Consider the following 22176-nt stretch of genomic DNA (forward strand, 5'->3'; position numbering starts at 1 on the left):
AGCTTGGCAAAGAAGGACTTGCATAAGTCTTTTCCTAGGCACTATAATGAGTAATTGTGTGAGCCTTTTAAAAAGGCGGTTTATCTATCTTGTTGCCGTTGGACGAACTGAAGAAAAGGGGAAAGAAAAATGAATCATGAGCGGATTCTCGTATTGGATTTTGGTGGACAGTACAACCAGTTGATTGCCCGGAGAGTAAGAGACGAAGGGGTTTATGCAGAGGTTTACAGTTCCGACATTGGCATAGAGAAGATTAAAGAATTAAGTCCCAAGGGAATCATCTTCACCGGGGGACCTCAGTCCGTGTACAAAGAGGAAAGCCAGCATATCGGGAAGGAAATTTTCGAACTGGGCATCCCCATTTTCGGTTTCTGCTATGGAGCACAGCTGATTGCCTATGAGCTTGGAGGAGAGGTGGCTACTGCTCCTGTCAGTGAATATGGAAAGACGGAAACTCATGTAGAGAAGTCCTCGGTGCTTTTCTCCGATGTTTCGGAGGAGACCACTGTTTTCATGTCCCACACCGACTATATTGCCAAGGTGCCGGAGGGCTTTACAATTACCGCCCATACCGAGCATTGTCCTGTTGCGGGAATGGAAGATGCCAAGAGACAGATTTATGCGGTGCAGTTCCATCCGGAGGTACAGCACAGTGTGGAAGGGCAGAAGATGATTCATCATTTTCTTTATGACGTATGCAAATGTACCGGAGACTGGAAAATGGCTTCCTTCGTGGAGGAGCAGGTTTCCCTTTTGAAAAATAAAATCGGTTCCGGTAAGGTGCTTTTAGCCCTTTCCGGCGGTGTAGACAGCTCTGTTGCAGCAGGGCTTCTTTCCAGAGCCATCGGAAAACAGCTGTACTGCGTGTTCGTGGATCACGGCCTTCTTCGGAAAAATGAAGGAGATCAGGTGGAGGAAATCTTCGGAGAAAAGGGAGATTTCGAGTTAAACTTTGTTCGTGTAAATGCAGGAGAAGAGTATTTTGAGAAATTAGCCGGGGTTGAAGATCCGGAGAAGAAGAGAAAGATTATCGGAGAGCAGTTTATCCGTATCTTTGAGCGTGAGGCAAATAAAATCGGAACAGTGGACTTTCTTGCTCAGGGAACCATTTACGCTGACGTGGTGGAATCCGGCCTGGGAAAGGGTGCAGTGATTAAGTCCCACCACAATGTAGGCGGCCTTCCCAAGAACATTTCCTTTAAGGAAATCGTAGAACCGCTGCGCCTGCTCTTTAAGGACGAGGTGCGTAAGGTAGGACTGGAGCTCGGCCTTCCGGAGCATCTGGTTTATCGCCAGCCCTTCCCGGGACCGGGACTTGGGGTAAGAATCATCGGAGAGGTGACGCCTGAGAAGGTTCGTATGGTACAGGATGCGGACTTCATTTACCGTGAAGAAATTGAAAAGGCGGGACTTTCCCGTTCCTACAGCCAGTACTTTGCCGCCCTCACCAATATGCGCTCCGTAGGCGTTATGGGAGACTTCCGTACCTATGACTATGCAGTGGCTCTCCGTGCGGTGATTACCGATGATTTTATGACCGCAGAATGCGCAGATATCCCCTTTAGCGTACTCCAGAGAGTGATGAATCGAATCGTGAACGAGGTCAAGGGAGTGAACAGGGTGTTCTATGATCTGACATCCAAGCCACCAGGAACGATTGAGATGGAATAATTAATGATAAAAGTAAAAAGCCAGTAGTATGATGATGCTACTGGCTTTTTACAAAATATTATAATTTTACATGTTGGCTGATAAGGAATATCCTATATTATTAAGAATATTAATAAAATTGCTAAGCCTAAAGTATGTTCATTGTAAATGCTAATAACGTTGTGAAGACATAATTAGGTTCTATACATCATTTTACTAATAATTAAATGTAAAATTTGAAATGGGGGTTATATGCAGTTATTGATTGAAAAGTGGGCAAATGAAAATAAAATATTTGATGAGGCTGCTAAAAAATTATTTAATGAGGCTGTGATTTGCTATAAAGTTGGAGCGTATCAGTCGGCTTTTATTATGTCGTATTTATCATTTAAACTCACAATAAAATATAGAATTATTACTTTTGATAATAATTCACTTCATAGTTTTGATGATTCAAGATGGAATAAAATAATTGATGATCTAAAGAATGAAGATCATTGGGAAGAAAAGATAAACCAAGAAGTTAGTAACAAAAAGAGTGGTATCATCAAATTTACTAATGTCGATCGTATGATTTCAGATTATAGTTATTGGAAAAATATCAGAAATTCTTGTGTACATGCTAAAACTCAAACAATTGACGCATCTACAGTAGAGTGCTTTTGGAATTATCTCAAAGACAATTTGTCAAAATTCTATGTTTTAGGTGGACATGATTACATTAGAAAAAAAATGATAAATTATTTTAGGGACTTTAGGATAGATAAAAATTATGAACATTTGAATAAAATTTTGTATGATGTTTCTGTATTATATTTAAATGATGAAGATATTTTTTTTAGTGATATTGAAAAAGATTTTAAAGATAATAATATTAATTTATTTGATGATTATAATATTGATATATGGAATTATATATTAAATTATCCAAATCCTAAAATTAAAGAAGGATTTATTAAGCACATTGCTAATAGAGAGGATTTAATACTAAAGCTTTATGCATTTAAAAGCGATATATTAAATAATATAATTCAATATCAAAGATGTGTTTTCTATCATAATTTAAATGACTTTTTAAATGAAATTAACACATATCCAAAAAATCATCTATATTTTTTAGATATTCTGTATGAGCTTATTCTTTGCTATGATGAATCATCTATTGATATAGAAGATATCTTAAAACGATGTTATTCTGTTTTTGAGACAGAGCATACTATTTTTATGATAGATAGATTAGATGAATCCAAGCTAAAATATTTAAGAGAAATTGGTGTTTTTAACAAGATTTTAGATGTATTGTTTAGTTGGATATTTAAAGTAGACGCATATGAACAGTATAAAAGTTTTCAAAAATGGTTATATAATACGGCACAAGCACGGTGTATATTTCAGCATATAAAATTTGACAAAAAATTATTAGAAAAGCTTGATTGTGCTATCAAAGAGCTTAAGATTAGTATGAAAACTAGAAGTAATGATTATTCTGTACAAAATGGTAACTCTGCTTCAGTATTATTTGAAAACATTATAAATGATAATAAACAAGAAATTAATAAAGTTATGCAAGATGAAAATGTTAAGTTTCCAAATCTTCTGTGATGATACTATATTGCACAATGAGCATCATAATGAGACTAAAAGGATGTCCTTTTGTTATTAAAGGAAGAATTAAAGTCAATGTATAGTTAGCTAATTTGCTTTATAATATTATTAAGTGTGCATAATATTAAATTAAAGGGGAATTTTATGAAAGAAAAGCTATTTACTGAAGAGGAATTTATGGATGAAGATTTACAGAATGATCCGGATGAAGAAATTGATAATAATTTATTAATGGCTTATGATATTGCGGTTTTTTACAACACATATAATTTGTCTGCACTCATGAAATGGTGGGGGAAAAAGCTTGTAATTCCTGATTTTCAAAGGGCTTATGTATGGAACATTAAAAAAGCTTCAGAATTTGTAGATTCTATGCTGCGTGGCTTACCAGTTCCTTCAATGTTTTTTTATGATGATACGGAAAACAATAGACTTTTAGTTATTGATGGACAGCAAAGATTACGTTCATTATATAATTTTGTGGTAGAGCAAACCTTTGCTGGAAAAAAATTTAAGTTAACTGGAAATATTCACCCAAGATGGAAAGGAAGAACCTACAGTGAACTTGAAGATGATGATAAAGATAGGTTAGACGATGCATTAATGAATATTACTGTAATGCGCCAGTTAGCACCGGATGATGGTCAGTCAGCAATGTATCTTGCCTTTCAAAGGATTAATACTGGAGGGATTACATTACGAGCACAAGAAATACGTATGGCTGTTTCATATGGAGAATTAGCAAAAAGATTATATGAATTATCGAAAGACTCTAGATTTGATAAATGGAAATTTTTGAGGACAAAAGATCAAAAGACAAACGAAAATTTTGCTCCAATTCAAGAACTAATTCTTAAATTTTGGACTTACTATTTTCAATATCCAAACTTTACAGGTAGTTCTACTAGATCAATGTTAGATGATTTTTTTGATACATATAGAGAGCTTGATAAACCTAAAAAAAGAAAACAGGGAGTTAAATATTATTCGTGGGAACAATTAAAAGATGTATTTGATGCTACTTTTGATATTGTGAATAACTTGCCCTTAGAGTCAATATCTCCATTTTCTAAACCGACACAGACCTTTCTAGAAGCTGTGTGGATAGGTTTAACATATCGAAAATTAAAATTACATAAAGAAATTAATGTTTGTACCTTACAGGCGTATATTAGTAAATGGAAAGAGTTTATAGGTGAGCCAGAATTTTCTAGATTGTTTCAAGCTAGGAGAACTTCTTCAGTGACTTCTGCATTTGAGAGAATAAAAGCTGGGATTGAATATTTTGCAGGTGATTTTTAATGCACGTACTTGATAGAAATATAAATGATTTGGAACTAAGGATAAAAGACATATATAATTATAATCCTAGAGAAGAGAATACTTCATTACAAACATCACTATCAGCATATGGATGGATACTATTAGATGCATGGGTTGCATGGAGGTCTCTTCGTTTTTTGCTTAAGGATACATATATCGACGATAATGTACTTGACAAGTGGTTTCAAACTCCTTCATCTTATACTGCTGCACAGATTAAAGCTGTATGGAAATTTGATGATTCAGCTGAAAAGTATATAGAGGATAGAACAAATAAAGGACTTAAATCACTTTTTGATGGTACTATTCAAGCAAATAGAAATGCCGCTGCACATTTTACAAAAAAAGTTGAAATTAAAGGTTCGGATCGTCAAAATATTAAACAGTTTTTTGAGGCTCTATCAACAGTTTTTTTGTTTTATGAAACTAAAGCTTTTTTTGTCAGAGTTACTGAAAAACTATCAAAAAATGGATTTGAAAGCTTTAAAATTAATTTTATTGAAAATGATATAGAATTCAATATGGAGGATATTGCGAGCAGTATCAAGGTATATGATAAGTGCGAAAAATTTTTAATAATCGGTCAAAAAATTAGCGGAGAAATTATTTGTATTTATGTAGAAGAAGAGGGATGTTTTGTAAGCCATAATAGAAAAATAGAAAAAAATTCTATGAATCCTGTAATTGATTCAGAACATTCTAAATATTATTTTTGGGGGAATAAAGGTTTTTATAGAGATGTAGATATGTTTGTAAACTCTGTAATTAGTTGCTTGAATACAAATCAATGAATAATGATGGATGCAAAAAAGTTGTACGAATATTTTACGGTATATTTTTTTAAAGTTGTAATAAAAGTATTATGAAGGTTAAGAAGAAATAAAGTAAGTAAAATGGTATGAATTTTAATATTGAAATGAGAATTTAAAGTGAGAGAATATTCAAAGTATGATTCTTACGACAAAACAGATAAATATAGCATAGAAGAGTACGGTCAAAATATGGTTGGAAAGACCTTTTATGATTTGACTGTTATTGATGACGCAGAGATAATTCATGAATCACTGGCTGATTATAATATTTCCCATGAAAATAAGAAGCGAAAAGGCGGATTAGGAGAGCTGGTTGAAGAGAGATTTTTTCACTATAAAGCGAACAGTGATTCAAATCCTGACTTCAAAGAAGCTGGTGTGGAATTAAAGGTATCTCCATATAAGATAAACAAGAATAAATCGATTGCTGCAAAAGAACGATTAGTTTTAACGATGATTGATTACAATTCAGTTATCAATGAAATTGATTTTGATAAAAGCCATTTTTGGTATAAATCCCAATGGCTTTTATTAGTGTATTATTTATGGAATAAAGAGATTAAAGATCGTCTTAATTACCGCATAGATTATGTTCGTTTGTTTACTCCTTCTAAAGAAGACTTAGCAATAATAAAAAACGATTATTTTAAGATAATAAAGAAGGTCGAATCAGGGAAAGCTCATGAGTTGTCTGAGTCAGATACGATGTATCTTTCGGCTTGTACAAAGAGCTCTGATTCGTCAATAGTAAGAAAACAGCCTAATAGTGATATTCCGGCTAAACCTAGAGCATTTGCATATAAGAATTCTTATATGACCTATGTTTTAAATAATTATATAATCCATAAGAAACCGGCTTATGAATCAATTATTTCCGGAAAGATAGTTGGAGATATTGAAGACTATATTCTCAAACGAATTAATCAGTTTAAAGGAAAATCTATGGATTTCTTATGCAAAGAGTTTGAGATAACTTTTAAGAATAAAGAACCAAAAAATTTGGGTGCTATGCTTTCATTCAGGATGCTTAATATCAAAAGCAATAATGCAGAAGAATTTGTGAAGGCCAATATCAAGGTGAAGACTTTTCGTATGAATAAGAAAGGTAAGATTAAAGAAAATATATCTTTTCCAACTTTCAAGTTTTCGGATATTGTAAATCAAGAATGGGAAGATTCTGATTTTTATAATCTTCTTTATTCAACTAAATTTTTGTTTGTAGTCTTCCAAGAACAAGAAGACGGAAGCTATAATTTGGACCATGCACAATTTTGGAATATGCCATACGACATTCTTGATTCAGAGGTGAAGTCAGTATGGGAAAAGACAAAACATACTCTTTTGCATCTTCCCTCTGAATTAAAGCAGGAAAATGGAAATTATAAGGGTATATTTCCCAAGCAAACAGAAAATGCAGTTTGCCATGTACGTCCTCATGCAAGAGACTCAAAGGATACTTATGTATTACCTGATGGACATGAATACCCAAAACAATGTTTTTGGCTTAATAACTCATATATATTAAAAATTATAAAGAATCATTTAGATTAAGGCTCATACCTTATATCTAAGATGATATAGTATTACAGTGGACAATAGGTTTGGCGTCTGCCAAAGAAAGAACTTTAAGTTCTGTCTGCTTAACAAGCGAAATTGGAGGGCTTTTAAAATGAAGAAATCAATAGTTGAGCTATTTGCTGGTGTAGGCGGTTTTCGCCTCGGAATGGAAAGATTAAATTCTGGGTGGGAAACTGTTTGGTTTTCTCAATGGGAACCTGGAGCAAGAACACAATGGGCTCATGAATGCTATGTTCATCACTTTGGAGATGCAATAGATTTAAATAGAGAATATACAACCGGAATAGATATTTCAGAAGTAAATAAGGAAGCAATACCTGACCACACATTATTGGTAGGCGGATTCCCATGCCAAGATTATTCTGTTGCACATAGTCTTTCTACTTCACAAGGATTGGAAGGAAAGAAAGGCGTTCTTTGGTGGCAGATTCGTGATACTCTTATTGCGAAAAATGCACCATTTGTTCTTTTGGAAAATGTAGATCGCTTAATCAAATCTCCTGCAAAGCAAAGAGGTCGTGACTTTGGCGTTATCCTAGCGTGTTTCAATGAACTTGGATATTCCGTAGAGTGGCGTGTTGTAAATGCTGCGCTTTATGGTGGTCCTCAAAGACGGAGACGAACATTTATCTTTGCCTATAAAAATGATACGAAGTATGGAAAGAAAATGGCAAAGATATCTTATGAGGATATTATTAATCAGTATGGACTTATGGCAGAAGCTTTTCCTATTGAGTTTCCAGTAGAAAAAGTCAGTGAGACTGTTCTTTTTGAGGATGTTGTAGAGGTTTCTGATAAGTTCCAGTTTGGTTTTGAAACATCTGGTTACATGAGAAATGGACGTATTATTACTGCTAAAGTTAAAGAGAAGGAAGAAAGTCCTATTACCTTAAAAGAGATACTTGAAGCTTGTGAGAACGAAGATTATTTTGTAAGTAGCTCAGATCTCCCTTCTTGGGTTGAAATGAAAGGAGCTAAAAAGAAAGAGCGCACAACGGCAGAAGGACATACATATACATTTTCGGAAGGTGCAATACCATTTCTGGATTACTACAATAAGCCCGGAAGAACCATGCTTACAAGCGAAGGAACAAAAAATAGAAGCACACATATTGTCGCAGATCCTGCGACCGGTACAATCCGTATCTTAACGCCAATAGAGTGTGAGAGACTTCAAGGATTTGATGATAATTGGACAGTTGGCATGCCAGATAGGATGAGAAGATTCTGTATGGGAAATGCCCTTGTTGTACCAATGATTACCAGAATGGGAAGATATATCACTTCTATTGTTGAAGGAGAGTAATATTTTAAGTGATTGGCTTTATATCTCGGAAAAATGTCAGTGAAATATAAATTACTGTCAGCCTATAAATCTCCAGATCATATGGAAAAGTTTAATAAGTATCTAAACTTTTCACACTTTTTAAACCGAGATATCAAGATAACACAGAGCATTTAAATTTATTTTGTTAGAATGCAGATGGTTATTCCGGCGTTTTAGAGCCGCTTAATCCGATACTCAGAGCCACTAAATCCGAGTGAAGGAGCCATGCGGACTCATTGAAAGGAATATAATGTGAAAACTATAGGAATATACTCATTTTTTTCGGGTGCTGGATTTTTAGATTTAGGATTTGAAACAGAAGGATTAACTATTGATTTTGTAAATGAATACAATAAATCTTTCTTGGAGGTGTATAAGTTCGCAAGAAAGAATATGGAATTGAAAGAACCTAAATATGGTTAGTATTGTGGTGACATTAATAACTTGTTAAAAGGTAAAGGAAAAAAGGATTTAAGTTCATATTTAAGTTCGAGTAAAAAAATGAACTAATTGGCTTTATTGGCGGACCACCTTGTCCAGACTTTTCAGTTGCTGGAAAGAATAAAGGTATAGTCGGCATTAATGGGAAATTAACTAAAAGTTATAAACGAATTATTTTTTTATATGATCCAGAATTTTTTGTTTTTGAAAATGTTAAGGGATTGTGGAGCACGAAGAAACACAAAGAAGAGTACAACAAGTTAAAGAGGGCTTTTTCAAGAAAAGGATATGTGCTTGTGGACAGGCTTGTGAATTCTTTAGAATATGGAGTTGAATATGAAAGAGAACGCGTGATTTTGTTTGGCATAAAATATAGTCTTTTGAGAAATGATAAAGGTACTGCAAGAAATATATTGAAGTCTAATTTCAATTGGAATATAGACCCAAAATATACCATAGATATAATTAAAAGTATTAGATGGCCTATAACAACTGAATTTAATATAGAGAGTAAATTGCAATGTCCTGCCAATATAGTTAATGAATTAACTATTGAATATTGGTTTAATAAGAATGATTATTTTGAACGATAACGAGTTAATGACTTCAGCTCCTCGCTGTGGTAGGATGTACCTGTATAGGGCGCGAGTGTCTTATCAGTCACAAGCATTTCAGCAATGGAGCGGGAATCGACTTTATCCGTTTTCGTCTTTCTAAGGCTTTGACCTTTTCTGTAAAGATTTGTATGTAACGGATTGATGACAAAGGTGTGGTAGCCATGGTCAAGAAGTGATCCCAGGATGTTGTAGGAATAGTGACCGGTAGCCTCTAGTCCTATTTTTATCTGAGATTTATCCATTGAGACAGACTCAATCTTGTGGAATTATTCTCCATAGCCATCGCGATTGTTCCGTATCGTAAAGACTTGGAAAAGTTCTTCGGTATCTGGGCCAAGGATACAACAGTCATGCTTATCCTTAGCAACATCAATTCCAATGTAAATCATTTAGTAAATCCTCCTGTAAAAAGTGTTTGATGCTGTTATCGATCCACAGGGCTCTTTGCTGATTGTATCCTCGTTCTACATAAACCGTCATGCGGTATCTAACTGATCAACAATGTAACAAAGAGGCTGTGGTTGGAGCCTTTCGAAAACCGTCGTGCGGTAGGAGGTAAAAACCAATCCACAGCATCAGATAACAATAGTAGCTGATTACCAAGAACAGGTAAAGAAAAGCTACAACTTTATAATACGAGGAGGTACTATTAGATATGGGAAAAAGAAAAAAACATATGAAACGAAAAACTACATTATACGAGTTACAGGAATCTAGAAATGGAGGACAAATAGCATTAACAGGATTTGCTTACCAATTTTTATATTCTTGTTATTTAATATTATCTACATATGATGCAAATACTTTTTTCTATTTAGAAGGAATTGAGGATATAGATAAAATAACCATAGAAAATGAATTTAAAAATACTACTCATATACAATTAAAATATTCCACAAAGAAACAAGATGCTAGCTTTTTAAATGAAGTTTTAAAAAATTATTTGGAAGCTTATTTAATTAATAAAGAACGAAAATTTAAGCTAATCTATGATTTTGATGTTGCACAAGGACATTTAAGCAAACTGTTTTATAATCAGTTAGATAGTAGTACCCATAATTATTGGCAGAATATCATTAATAAAATTAAAGAAGAAAATTCAGATTGGAATTGGGTGGATTTTTCGTATGATGATTTTATAGGTACCCTTTCTTTTGAGAGAAAAGAAAAAAGCATCTTATGTGATGAGATTGAAAAATTATTAATTAAAGATTATGAAATTATGACGGATAATATTTCGATATTTGCCAATGGGCTTAAAGTTTTCTGTCTAGAAAAAATGGAACAAAGAGGGAAAATTAATAGAAATGAACTTGATAGACTCATTACGGAAATAAAAGATGATATTAGTAAGGGGCCTCAAAACCCAGCACATCGTTGGATAAGGAAAGTTGCTTTTGAAATACATGATAATCAAAATAAAGATTATAGCTATTATGAAGGTAAAAAACCCTCATACGATGATATTTCAATGGGGTTACCTGTTAACAGAGAGACTCTAGAAAATAAAATTGAAAGTTCTATTACAGAGAATAGAGTAACAGTAATTAAAGCGTCAAGTGGGCAAGGGAAAACAACCCTGGCAATGAAAACTGCGTATAATATGCGAGATCAATATAATATTTACCAGCTATTATGGTGTAATGATCGAAAAGAACTGCCTAATATTGCTTTGTACTTTGAGATGAGAGTGAAAATGGGAGAAAAACCACTTATTATCATAGATAATTTGGATTCTCAACTCAGCGAATGGAATGCATTGGCTCAGCTTTTGCAAGAAAAAGTATCATACAATTATAAGCTAATTGTGACAACAAGAGAAGAGGATTGGTACAATTATAGTGGAGATGTGAGTAATATTAAATCACTACAAGTAATTAAGCTATCCCTTGAAGAAAAAGAAGCCCATGATATTTATGAAATATTTCGTAAAACAGGTAAATTGCATTCATCAATCACAGAGTGGAAAAAATCATATAGAAAAATAGAAAAAAATAAACTACTAATTGAGTATATATATTTGCTAACACATGGAGAAATGCTATCTGAAAGGATAAATAGTCAAATAATTAAACTCAATAGTACGGATTCCGGCAGATTAAAATGCGAGATCCTTCGAAAAATTTGTTTTGCCGATATATGCGGGATTAAACTATCGGTTAATAAATTAATAAGTAGTTTGACCGAGAAAACATATCAAGATTATGGTGAGATACTAAAAAGTATGGAAAACGAGTTTTTTATTCGTATTGATGGAACTCAAAAATATGTTGAGGGATTACATCCTGTACGTTCGCAACATATAACTGATAAATTACATGAATTTATTGAAGTTGAAAATACAGCATTGCAAGTTGTGAGCATTGCGGATTTTGTTTACCGTGCAAAACTGTTTTCATGTTTCCCAAGACTTATAAGGAATAAAGAAAGCTTTTATTTAAAATTAACGGAAATTTTATGGGATAAAAATAATTTGAGTTGTTATGTAGACGCATTACGTGGAATTTTCTCTGGTAGTGTTATGCAATACTATTTTGAAAATAAACAAATATATGATGATGCAAACGAGCACGGTGGATTATTTTTAGTAGATATGGAACTTAATCCGTTTACTAGGTTCACGGAAATTGGGGAGACAGTAAAAACGTTGAATCAAATGCAAGAAATGTTTCCTGAAAATGAAAATATAATGCACTTAATAAATCTCAGAAATAATGCAAACAAAATAGAATTGCCAGAAACTGATATATATCGTTTATCGAGTGCAATATATAAACAACTTAAAAGTGATGAAATGTTTAAAATTACATCAGATATTATTTCATATTCAAAGATTGCCTATTGGCTTATTAAAATTGATTATCAGTTTAATTTATCAAATGAGATTTCTTTGGATTTATTATGGAATAATTGTGATGGTTACCCAATAGAAGCAATTGCAGATATTATGTATGTATGTTTTTATGGGAATAAATCAATATATACTGAATTTGTTAAGATGAATTTAGATGATATTTTAATATATTTGAGAAATAAAACTGAATCATTAGAGATATATGTCGATGAAAAAAATAATGAAATTCATGTGAATTATTTGCTTCTCCCCAGTGAGATATACAAAGGTAATGATGAGAGTGTTTCGAGGTTAAAAATTATATGTAAAATGCTACCGATTTTTAATAATTATTGTGCGGATGCTATTCAACCAGTTATAGATTTATTATCTGGTTATGAGATTCCTGATAATGCTCATAAAACTATCCCTATTAGAAATTTAGTGATTATGTTTCACCAAGAATTTACTTCTATTTGGAGTAAAACAGTTTTAAGTAATTATGAATGTGATAGTATTTTTGAATGGCTAGAGCACTGGTTTCTTATTAGAACTGATATTATGAGTTTGTTCAGTAAAATTATTTTATGTATTCATAAAATATTAGAGAAAAGAGTATTAGGACAACTAGCTGGAGAGATAGATTATTTGAGAACCGAAATAGAAAAAAAGCTTATCATGGAATATAGATATCCTTATGAAGATAGACCTTTTGATGAAAAAGTAAGCATACCGGAGGGATTGAGTAAGATTAAACGTGATTTTTTCCAAAGTATACTAAATTTTAATAATCAGTTAGTTGGATTTTTAAATAATGACGAGGAAAACACTCGTTTAGCTTTAATTAATTTGCGTAAAGCAATTTCAGTTTTTGATAAAATGCAAGAATACTTTACGAATATGCACATGGAGCATAAAATTTTAATAAAAGAAAACCAAGACCTTTGTTTAAACGAGGAAAAAATTTACCAAGAAATAATGGATGCATGTTTATATTTTAAAGAACATGAACCTAATAAATATTTCAATAAGTATCAGATAAAAGTTTGGCATGAAAAAAGAAGGAAAGATAGGCTAGAAAAAGCAACAGAGGTTTTTAGCGAATTATTATCTATGTATTCTGTAAACCTGCCAAAACAACAATACTTTGAAGATATATTAAGTTACTATCCAATTGTTATTAAGAATCTTGATATTACAAATGAAACCGAACTTTTAAAAGTTTTGTATTTATGTACTTCATTTTATGAATTGGGTTATGACTATTTGGTGCTCTTGATTTGTGATGATAATAATAGACTAATGCCCAATGGTTTGAAACTTTCAAAGAATTTTTTAGAGACACTCAAACAAATTGATGAAAATGAAGGAAGCTCTCTAACAACTGAGTTATCATCACCTTTTCCCGTAGAAGTTACTTTGCAAATGATTAACTCTTTTGAAAGTAAGTATTACGTTAAAAAAGTTTCTTCTATATGGTATGATAATTGGGAAAGAGTTGGAGAACTTTTATGGGCACTTTCAAAAGCTAGGCAATTACTAACAAAAGAGTTAGATAAGAAATATTTAAGTATAGCTGAAAATAAATATATGGATAGAATAAGGGATATCCTTAGTGAAATTAAACCGAAAATTCCAAATGACAAGTATGAAGAAATAGAAACTCTTTGCAAAAAAGTATTTGAAGGAGACATTTTTTTGGATAGAGAATTAAACAAATTTTATAATTACCAGGAAGAGATTTTCAAAGTTGTTTCAATATGATTGCTCTTATTTTTAGGATGATTGTTTAAAAGACCAAAAAATAATCGTAACAAAGAATATAGTGGTAAAAATTTAGTATCACCATTGATACTGTTTTGATACTAAAAAACTTTAAGACTATAAAGAATAGGTATAAAAACCGCTCAAAATAGATGCAAAAAAGATACTAATATAAAAATAAAGAAATAAATATGCTATGGTGATTATTAAAATGGAATAAATAATGAATTGAAGGCGGTCTTATTTATCAGGGATATGTTGAACCTAAAGGGAATCAACTCTTGGAAAATGATGCTTGGGAAAAAAAGTTTTTAGTACAGATTGAAAAAGAGCATTCAGTTACAGGGGTGTTTGCAGATGATTATAAAGTAATCGGATTCTCTTTCTTTAATAATGACAATAAAATAGTGGAATTTGAGAAAGTAATAAACACATGGTTGGAGACGGTGTAATTTATGGCAAATGAGAAAAATAAGTTTAATGCTCTTACTCCGGAAGTGCTGGATGAAAATAAGCAAATATATACGGAAGCACTTGATTATGCTTTTAGTAATAGCGATATAAAAAATATCGCTATTACTGGCATTTATGGTGCGGGGAAAAGTACGGTATGGAATACTTATGTTCACCAAAAAAGATTGAGCAATATAATTACTGTTTCTTTGGGAACTTATAATAAGTACAGGGAGAATTATTCAGCTGAAGATACGAATGTAGATGCTACTACAACACCAAAATCTCCTAGTGATAAAGGAGAAGAACACAAGATAGGTGACAATGAAGTAGATTCGTTAGATGATAATAGAGTAGAAAGACAGTTAATAAATCAGATATTGTCCCAAATAGAATCAAATAAAGTGCCTCTCGGTAAATATAGGTTCAAGTCAAATAAAAATGTTCTAAAAATAAGTTTACAAGCATTATTGTCAATTTTTTTCATAACTTCAGTAATACTTTGGATAATAAGAGAATCATTAATATCTTATTTAAAAGAGTTACATATACGACAGTTTAAGGGAGGACATTTATTTTTTGTTTGTGCTTTTTTGTTTTTTGTTCCACTTTTTTATGGTTTATATTTCTTCTATAGAGAAAGTAAGTTTAAAATATCGAAAATCTCATTTAAAGGTGCTGAAGCATGTGTAAATGATGACAATAGTGATGAGTCAGTACTGGACAGGGATATGAGAGAAGTAGTCTACCTATTGATGAGTACGGGTACGAGTGTAGTCGTGTTTGAAGATTTAGACAGGTACAATAGTATATCTATTTTCACAAAATTACGTGAGCTAAACTTTCTCCTGAATCATTATGCAAAGATAAATGGTAGAGAAATTCCTGTACGTTTTGTTTATATGCTGAAAGATGGCCTGTTTTATTCCAAAAGCAGGACGAAGTTTTTTGATTTTATTTTGCCGATAGTGCCGGTAGTGGATTCAAAAACCTCGGAGAACAAGCTAATAGAGCTATTTGATAGTATAGAAAATTCTCCAGGGAGAGATGTTTTGTTTGAAGTGTCTCTTTATGTTGATGATATGAGAGTTTTGAAAAATATCGTCAATGAGTATATTGTTTATTCTAAAATTATACCACTTGGACAAATAAAATTAGATGTTAATAAACTATTTGCACTTATTACGCTGAAGAATATATGTCCGAGTGAATTTGATCTTTTGCAAGAAAATCAGGGATGTGTTGCAGATTTATTTGAAAAATTAGAGTCTAAGAGATTAGAGCTGGCTCAAAATTTTGTAAATGATATAAAAAAAATAAATGAAGAGATTGAATTTTTAAATAATAGAATTGAAAATAATAAATTTGAAGCAATGGCATTAATGATACCTGCGGATGTAAGTACATACTCTCAACAGCCAGATGTGTGGTCTGAATTTTTAAGAAACTGGAAACAATTTCCGGAAGAACAAAAATTAATTTATTATTCCCAGAATAATGGGTATTTTTCATATAAAGAGTTTATAAATAGGTTTGTCATTACTAATAATGATATAGCAGAGAGATTGAAAAAAATCACGGATGATGCTGCGTCTGAAAAAAATAGGTTATATCTACGCCTAAGAGATGCAAAAAGAAATATAAAGAATATTGAAACTTATACGTACAAGGAACTGATTTCTAGGATGACTAGTGAACAGAGGGATGAGTTATTCACAACTTCGGACGACATCACTGAAAAAAAACATCAATTAGATTTAATAAGATTTTTAATTACGGACGGTCTACTAGATGAAACGTATTGGTACTACAAAGGTACCTTTGATATGGAAAAATCAAATACATTAAAGAAAAACGATACAATTTATATAAAAGGGCTATTAGAAGGTAAGGAGCTTGATGTTTTTTTAGAGGTGGAAACACCTTATGAGATACTTAATCGATTGAAGTTATCAGATTATAGTCGTTTTAATATATTAAATTCAAGAATTTTAAATGCTTGTTTAGAAAAAGAGGATTATCAACAAGAGATTTTGTCTATAGCTGATTCAGTTGATCAGTATGGTAATTATAGTGACTTAATTAGTATATTGGATAGCTTTAATTTAGAGACGGTAGGAGCATATTCAAATATTCTTATAAAAGAAAATATAGATTTACTTGTCAGGACTGTGGATAATTGTCTAAAAAGTAATGAAGATGTTCTGATAAGCATTTTAATTTCAATATTGGTAAGTAAAAATCTAACGTCGGAAGAGCTGGAAGCTTTTCGGAAATATATTAATGAGAATGAATATATATTATCATTATTACCTGAAGAAAAGTATGTAGACTTTATTAATAATATCAATATTGGGAAAATAAAATTTGACGATTTATCAAAGACAAATTGCATTAAAGATAGATTGGAAAGTATAGGACGGCTTCAGGCATATAAGCTGAATGTTAAGAATGTATTATTTATCTCTGAAAAAGTTTTAGAGAGAAGTATTAATTATGGTAACTTATTGGATGAAGTTTATAAATCCAGAGAGTTATTATCGAGCAAAGAATATATTGAAGATAACTTTTCGGAATTTATATCTGAGTATATAGTTAGAAAGTCAGAGGGGATAGTTTATACTAATAGTGAAGCGATACTGTTAGATATTCTTCAATCTAATATTTCTTATGAGAATAAGCTTGCATACATTAAACATAATGAAACGTTTGTTTCTCGATTAACTGATTTAGATGATATCGAATTTGCTAGAGAAATAATTGACTCTATACTGCGAACCAATAAGTTGAAATTCAGCTCTGAAAATATAACTTTGTATTGGAGTAAGGAAGAACAATGTAGCTGTGAATTTATTAGTTATTTAGATATGAATTTACGTGAAGATAATTGTAAAGCAGTGTTACAGGAAAATGTTTCAATGTGCAATTCTTTAATAAATAATCCATTGATAAAGGATCAAACTTTTAAGCTAATGTTGCCCTTTGTAGATGAAGAAATAGATGAGATTAATAGTCAATTAGATCGAATAAGAATAAAGGCATTGATTGAGAAGAGAATTGTTAGCGCATCTGAACAAAATGTTAATGTTTTAATGGCTAATTCATTTAATGAAGAACTAACATTGTTGGTGAATTTAGAAGAAGATGAAGACTCTATTATAGAAGTTATTTCTAGAGGTAATCCATGTGAGGATTTAATATATCTTTTGGTTAATAGTAATATTTCAGATGAAAATGCTAAGGTTCTAGTGAAATTAATTAAAAATGATGTTTTAATTGAGAAAATCAATCAAAACAAAAGGGGCATTATAAGATATATTATAGATAGCGGTTTATCAAAGGAGAATGTTAGATATATTTGTAGAGATTTTGAGAACTTTTGCTTTAAAAATGATTTTGTGAAAGCATTAGATAAATGCAATGAGTTAGCCCAGTTAGATGATAAAAATCTTAATCCAAGAGTGATGAAGTATATTTTACAATTACCTGATGTAGCGATTAATACAAAGATATCATTGATTGAAAGAAAGATAAAAAATCATTTAGAAGTAGATGTTTTGAAAGATTTTATAACTTTGGTTCCGGAAATTGAGGATTTGTCTAATGTTTGGAATAAAAAACAGCCTTTATTAGATAATGATTTTAAAGAAACAATTGGACAGGCATTATTAGAGGAAAAGTATGTTAAATATAAGGAAAGTAAAGAAGGAAGGAGAATCATGTGTGTTAAGAAGAATTGAAGTTTAAATGCAATATATATATAAAATTATGTACACTCTTGCTCAAAGGAGAGGACAGTGTATATTAATCCCTCTATTTTTTAAATATACTTCTAATTAGTAGAGTCTCAGATGCGGAATTGAAAGAACTATATGATTTTGATGCAAGTGAATGCTACTGAATATAGTCCTTGGAGACTTTAAGCTGTTGGTAGGAGTATAATGAGTTATCTGCAAGTTGATAGATGTACATAGTATTGATGAAAGTATACGGAACTGATTATTTTAGCGTTTGAGAGACAATGAATCCGACACTCAGAGCCACCAAATCCGAGTGGCGGAGCCATGCGGAATCAAAGATCATTCCGATGTTCAGTTTCATATCCTAGAGTGAATTTACAGTAATTGTACTGACTAATTGAAAGGCGCTACAAACATGGATTACAAAGCAATGAGAGATAGGATTGAAGATTTGGTAAATGATAACCATAGGGAGTATGTTAAGGCGATTATCAGTATAGAAAAAGGTATTAACGATGAAAGTGCATTGAATAAACTCTATGACGCATATATGGACAATGACAGTCTTAATTTGCTAAATGAGGAATTTGACCATATGATTGAGGAATTAAGGGAGTAGGGCAATATGAAAAGAGATTTATTTAATTGAAAGTCTGTATTAATTGATATAGATATTTACAAAAAAATGTGAGTGTCGGAGATGTCGGAGAAATAGCAGGAAAATGTCGGAGATGTCGGTAAAATGAAGTCCGACTGTCTGAGAAATCTCGGAGTATGTCGGAGAAATAACGGAAAATTGTCGGAGATATTTTGGTATAAGATATTGAGAGGCGGCAAATTACTTGCAGTTCTTTAATTATCCGCAATAATTGAGCAAAGTTTAAAAAGTGTTTAAACTTTTCAAACTTTCACACCTTTCACACTTTTCAAACTAAGACATCACTGTAATACAGAGTGTTTTGTAAATCCTATTGAATGCAATAAAAATCCAAATAAAGGCAGATTTATGAATGAGGAACAGTATTTATCAAGAATCAGACAACTGGAAGAGGAAATCGAATATCTGCATAGTCTTCTTGATGATGCCGGGATTTCCTATGAATTAGAATTCAAAGAGTCAGAAGACTTCTCTCCGGATAGGAATCCGGTTTTTGAGGAGGATCAAGGAGCTCGTATTCTGCCTGTAAAGATTACAAAGCAGCATGTTCAATTCTTCTATCATTTGTTTAAGGGACGAAATGATGTGTATAGTAAGAGGTCCGGAAAAGCAAATAAGAAGACCGGAAAACATGGTTATTATACGCAATGCTGGAACTTTTGGAAGGATGGAATTTGCCCCAAGAAGGATAATCCGCAGTTCCATTGTGGTGAATGTCGGAACCAAAGATATAAGGAGCTGACCGGGCAAGTCTTATATGAGCACTTATTTGGAGTAAAAGAAGATGCTTCTGATGTTATAGGACTATACCCGATGTTTCCGGATGAAACGATTAATTTTTTGGTATTCGACTTTGATTGCCATGATGAGTTAAACGGTGGGGACGATGGTGCGAATATTGATTCGGAATGGATAGCGGAAGTTAACGCTTTCAGAAAAATTTGTGAAAATAACGAAGTTCCCATTCTGGTTGAACGCTCCCGCTCCGGAAAAGGCGCTCATATCTGGATATTTTTTGAAAAGCCTATTCATGCAAGTACTGCACGTCGATTTGGTACGGCACTCTTAACCAAAGGTGCTGAATCTGTAAATATGAGAAGCTTTAAGTACTATGATAGAATGCTTCCGGCGCAGGACCATTTGCCTATTAACACAAAAACAGGAAAGCCGGGGCTTGGAAGTCTGGTTGCCTTACCGTTGCAGGGACAGGCTCTTAAGCACGGAAATAGTGCCTTTGTGGACGAGAATTGGAATGCTTATCCCAATCAATGGGATTGCTTAAGGGAAATCAAGAAAATTTCTAATGAAACAGTCGAAAAAAAGATACAAGAATGGTCTTTGTCCGGAATCCTGGGAGTACTCAATAATGATTTCAATACGGATACAGTAGACACTGACAGTATAGCGGATGAAAAGGAGACTAAGCCTTGGAAAAAAGTAAAGGTAGCTTTTCATAAAGAAGATGTTTCCACTACTGTGGAGATTGTTATTGCTGATAAAGTTTACATTAGCACGAAAAGCATGAAACCGAGAATGCAAAATGCTTTACGACGTATGGCGGCATTTAGTAATCCGGATTTTTATAAGAAATCTGCTATGGGATTATCAACAAAGGGAATTCCGAGAATCATTTTCTGCGGTTATGATGAGGATGGCTATATCTGTATTCCACGAGCCATACTGGAATCGATAGTGGATAGATTCCAAGAAGCAGACATCCCAATTACACTGAATGATCATAGGACTGTCGGAAATGCATTGGATGTTACTTTTAACGGCACTTTGTACGATGAACAGATGAGAGCGGCCAAGGCTATTTTAGAATATGATAATGGTATTCTTGCAGCAACCACTTCTTTTGGTAAAACCGTTGTTGGTGCGTATATGATTGCAGAAAGGAAAACCAATACTCTGATACTTGTTCATAATACGGAAATCCAGAAGAATTGGATTGAGGATTTAAACAAGTTTCTGGATATATATGCTGAGTTACCGGAATATAAGACAAAAACAGGAAGAGTGAAAAAGAGAAAGAACATCATTGGAAAGCTACATGCCGGTCATAATTCGATGACTGGTATTATCGATGTTGCAATATTTTCCTCCTTGGGAAAAGGGGATGAAATCAATCCAAAGCTTGCGCAGTACGGAATGGTGATCATGGATGAATGTCATCATGGAGCGGCTCAAACGGTTGAAGATATTGTCGGTTCAGCAAAAGCGAAATATGTTTATGGTTTAACGGCAACTCCAAAACGGGAAGACGGTCTGGAAAAGAAAGTTTTTATGCAGTTTGGTCCTATAAGATTCCGCTATACGGCAAAGGAAAGAGCTGAAAAACAAGGGATTGACCACTTTGTATATCCAAGATTTACAAGGTTGGTCAGTACAGCGAATTTAAAAGTTACGGAGGCAAACAGGGCAGTTATTGAATGTGAATCCAGAAATGAACAGATTATTTCGGATGTTGTAAATTGCATTCAAAATGGTAGAACACCTCTTGTCCTAACTAAATATAAGGAACACGCTGAGCTTTTATATCAACAATTGCAGGGGAAAGCAGATCATGTTTACCTTTTACAAGGAGGGGGCAGCAGAAAAGCTAAGGATGAGATTAGAATTCAAATGAGAGCAGTTCCGGATGCGGAGTCTATCGTCCTTGTTGCTATTGATAAATATATTGGCGAAGGTTTTAATTTTCCTCGTCTTGACACAATGATGCTTACCATGCCTGCAGCCGCAGAAGGAAATATTGAGCAGTTTGCTGGGCGTTTACATCGAGACTACGAAACAAAGAAAGAAGTAATCATATACGATTATGTGGATTCTCATATACGTGTGCTGGAGAAGATGTATCATAAGCGCCTAAGGACTTACAAGAAAATCGGATATGAAATTTGCAATAATATTATTGTCGAAAAACAGAATGCCAACACTATTTTTGATATAGATAGCTATGAAAAAGTATATGAAAAAGATTTACTGGAGGCCAATAAAGAGATTATTATTTCCAGCCCCGGAATAAATCACGCCAAGGTGGATGCTTTCGTAAAGCTTATAAAACAGAGACAGGAAGATGGAGTTAAGCTTACGGTAATAACCCTTAACCCGGAGGGATATCCGGAAGAAAAAATTGAAGATACAAAGAGACTTGTAGAGATACTTAAAAATTGTGGTGTCAGAATTAAGCTTCAGGAGCATATGCATGAACATTTCGCTATCATAGATGAAGAGATAGTATGGTATGGAAGTATGAATTTTCTATCACGAGCGAAAGCGGATGACAATCTAATGCGTGTAAAAAGTAAAGATGCAGCACAGGAATTATTGGAAATAAGTTTTGGATAAGAAAAATTGAAGGTGATATAATCAGGT

12 protein-coding genes and 2 pseudogenes are annotated in these 22176 nt (G+C 32.8%); 13 read left to right on the plus strand and 1 reads right to left on the minus strand.

From position 1 onward, the window contains the following. The first annotated feature begins 129 nt into the window (after positions 1 to 129). From guaA to HNQ46_RS01680, 8 genes are all read left to right on the plus strand, one after another. Positions 130 to 1671, plus strand: a complete 1542-nt coding sequence (gene guaA, locus HNQ46_RS01645; RefSeq protein WP_183682114.1) for a glutamine-hydrolyzing GMP synthase — start codon at positions 130 to 132, stop codon at positions 1669 to 1671. Positions 1672 to 1902: 231 nt separating this feature from the next. After that, positions 1903 to 3252, plus strand: coding sequence for a hypothetical protein (locus tag HNQ46_RS01650; protein ID WP_183682116.1), 1350 nt, complete (start codon positions 1903 to 1905; stop codon positions 3250 to 3252). Positions 3253 to 3399: 147 nt separating this feature from the next. Beyond that, positions 3400 to 4557, plus strand: a complete 1158-nt coding sequence (locus tag HNQ46_RS01655) for a DUF262 domain-containing protein (protein WP_183682119.1) — start codon at positions 3400 to 3402, stop codon at positions 4555 to 4557. Beyond that, the gene (locus HNQ46_RS01660; protein WP_183682122.1) at positions 4557 to 5369 is read left to right on the plus strand and encodes a hypothetical protein; all 813 of its coding nucleotides are present in this window, start codon (positions 4557 to 4559) and stop codon (positions 5367 to 5369) included. Before HNQ46_RS01655 ends, HNQ46_RS01660 begins: the two co-directional genes overlap by 1 nt. 138 nt (positions 5370 to 5507) lie before the next feature. Continuing rightward, on the plus strand, positions 5508 to 6941 hold the full coding sequence (locus HNQ46_RS01665) for a Sau3AI family type II restriction endonuclease (protein ID WP_330604488.1): 1434 nt from the start codon (positions 5508 to 5510) through the stop codon (positions 6939 to 6941). Positions 6942 to 7059: 118 nt separating this feature from the next. Further along, entirely contained in the window at positions 7060 to 8274 is a 1215-nt protein-coding gene (gene dcm, locus HNQ46_RS01670) for a DNA (cytosine-5-)-methyltransferase (RefSeq protein ID WP_183682125.1), read from the plus strand. Positions 8275 to 8547: 273 nt separating this feature from the next. Continuing rightward, positions 8548 to 8718, plus strand: coding sequence for a DNA cytosine methyltransferase (locus HNQ46_RS01675; RefSeq protein ID WP_183682127.1), 171 nt, complete (start codon positions 8548 to 8550; stop codon positions 8716 to 8718). 95 nt (positions 8719 to 8813) lie between these two features. After that, a complete protein-coding gene (locus HNQ46_RS01680; RefSeq protein WP_330604491.1) occupies positions 8814 to 9329 on the plus strand; it encodes a DNA cytosine methyltransferase in 516 nt (171 codons plus the stop codon). Here the strand turns inward: HNQ46_RS01680 and HNQ46_RS01685 are convergent. After that, a pseudogene (locus tag HNQ46_RS01685) lies at positions 9323 to 9742 on the minus strand (IS110 family transposase); the annotation flags it as partial. The gene HNQ46_RS01680 and the pseudogene HNQ46_RS01685 sit on opposite strands and share 7 nt — an antisense overlap. A gap of 266 nt (positions 9743 to 10008) precedes the next feature. On the opposite strand from HNQ46_RS01685, the gene HNQ46_RS01690 reads away from it, so the two are divergent. The 5 genes and pseudogenes from HNQ46_RS01690 (at position 10009) to HNQ46_RS01710 (ending at position 22149) form a co-directional block, all read left to right on the plus strand. Then, entirely contained in the window at positions 10009 to 13950 is a 3942-nt protein-coding gene (locus HNQ46_RS01690) for a P-loop NTPase (RefSeq protein ID WP_183682130.1), read from the plus strand. Between the two features lie 281 nt (positions 13951 to 14231). Next, positions 14232 to 14402: a hypothetical protein gene (locus HNQ46_RS01695; RefSeq protein ID WP_243155802.1), complete on the plus strand. Its 171-nt coding sequence runs from the start codon at positions 14232 to 14234 to the stop codon at positions 14400 to 14402. 3 nt (positions 14403 to 14405) lie between these two features. Next, positions 14406 to 18143 carry a YobI family P-loop NTPase gene (locus HNQ46_RS01700; protein WP_183682133.1) on the plus strand — a complete coding sequence of 1246 codons (3738 nt, stop codon included), beginning with the start codon at positions 14406 to 14408 and terminating at the stop codon, positions 18141 to 18143. A 415-nt stretch (positions 18144 to 18558) separates the two neighbouring features. Next, positions 18559 to 18759 (plus strand): annotated as a pseudogene (locus tag HNQ46_RS01705) (DNA-binding protein); the annotation flags it as partial. A 390-nt stretch (positions 18760 to 19149) separates the two neighbouring features. Then, entirely contained in the window at positions 19150 to 22149 is a 3000-nt protein-coding gene (locus HNQ46_RS01710; protein ID WP_183682138.1) for a TOTE conflict system archaeo-eukaryotic primase domain-containing protein, read from the plus strand. The last annotated feature ends 27 nt before the right edge of the window (positions 22150 to 22176 follow it).

This window comes from Oribacterium sinus, assembly GCF_014202695.1.
GTDB classification, from domain to species: Bacteria; Bacillota; Clostridia; order Lachnospirales; family Lachnospiraceae; genus Oribacterium; species Oribacterium sinus.

Bases quoted from the DNA above. Each gene is read 5' to 3' on its own strand.
- guaA (WP_183682114.1), top strand. From the start codon at position 130: ATGAATCATGAGCGGATTCTCGTATTGGATTTTGGTGGACAGTACAAC.
- HNQ46_RS01650 (WP_183682116.1), top strand. From the start codon at position 1,903: ATGCAGTTATTGATTGAAAAGTGGGCAAATGAAAATAAAATATTTGAT.
- HNQ46_RS01655 (WP_183682119.1), top strand. From the start codon at position 3,400: ATGAAAGAAAAGCTATTTACTGAAGAGGAATTTATGGATGAAGATTTA.
- HNQ46_RS01660 (WP_183682122.1), top strand. From the start codon at position 4,557: ATGCACGTACTTGATAGAAATATAAATGATTTGGAACTAAGGATAAAA.
- dcm (WP_183682125.1), top strand. From the start codon at position 7,060: ATGAAGAAATCAATAGTTGAGCTATTTGCTGGTGTAGGCGGTTTTCGC.
- HNQ46_RS01690 (WP_183682130.1), top strand. From the start codon at position 10,009: ATGGGAAAAAGAAAAAAACATATGAAACGAAAAACTACATTATACGAG.
- HNQ46_RS01700 (WP_183682133.1), top strand. From the start codon at position 14,406: ATGGCAAATGAGAAAAATAAGTTTAATGCTCTTACTCCGGAAGTGCTG.
- HNQ46_RS01710 (WP_183682138.1), top strand. From the start codon at position 19,150: ATGAATGAGGAACAGTATTTATCAAGAATCAGACAACTGGAAGAGGAA.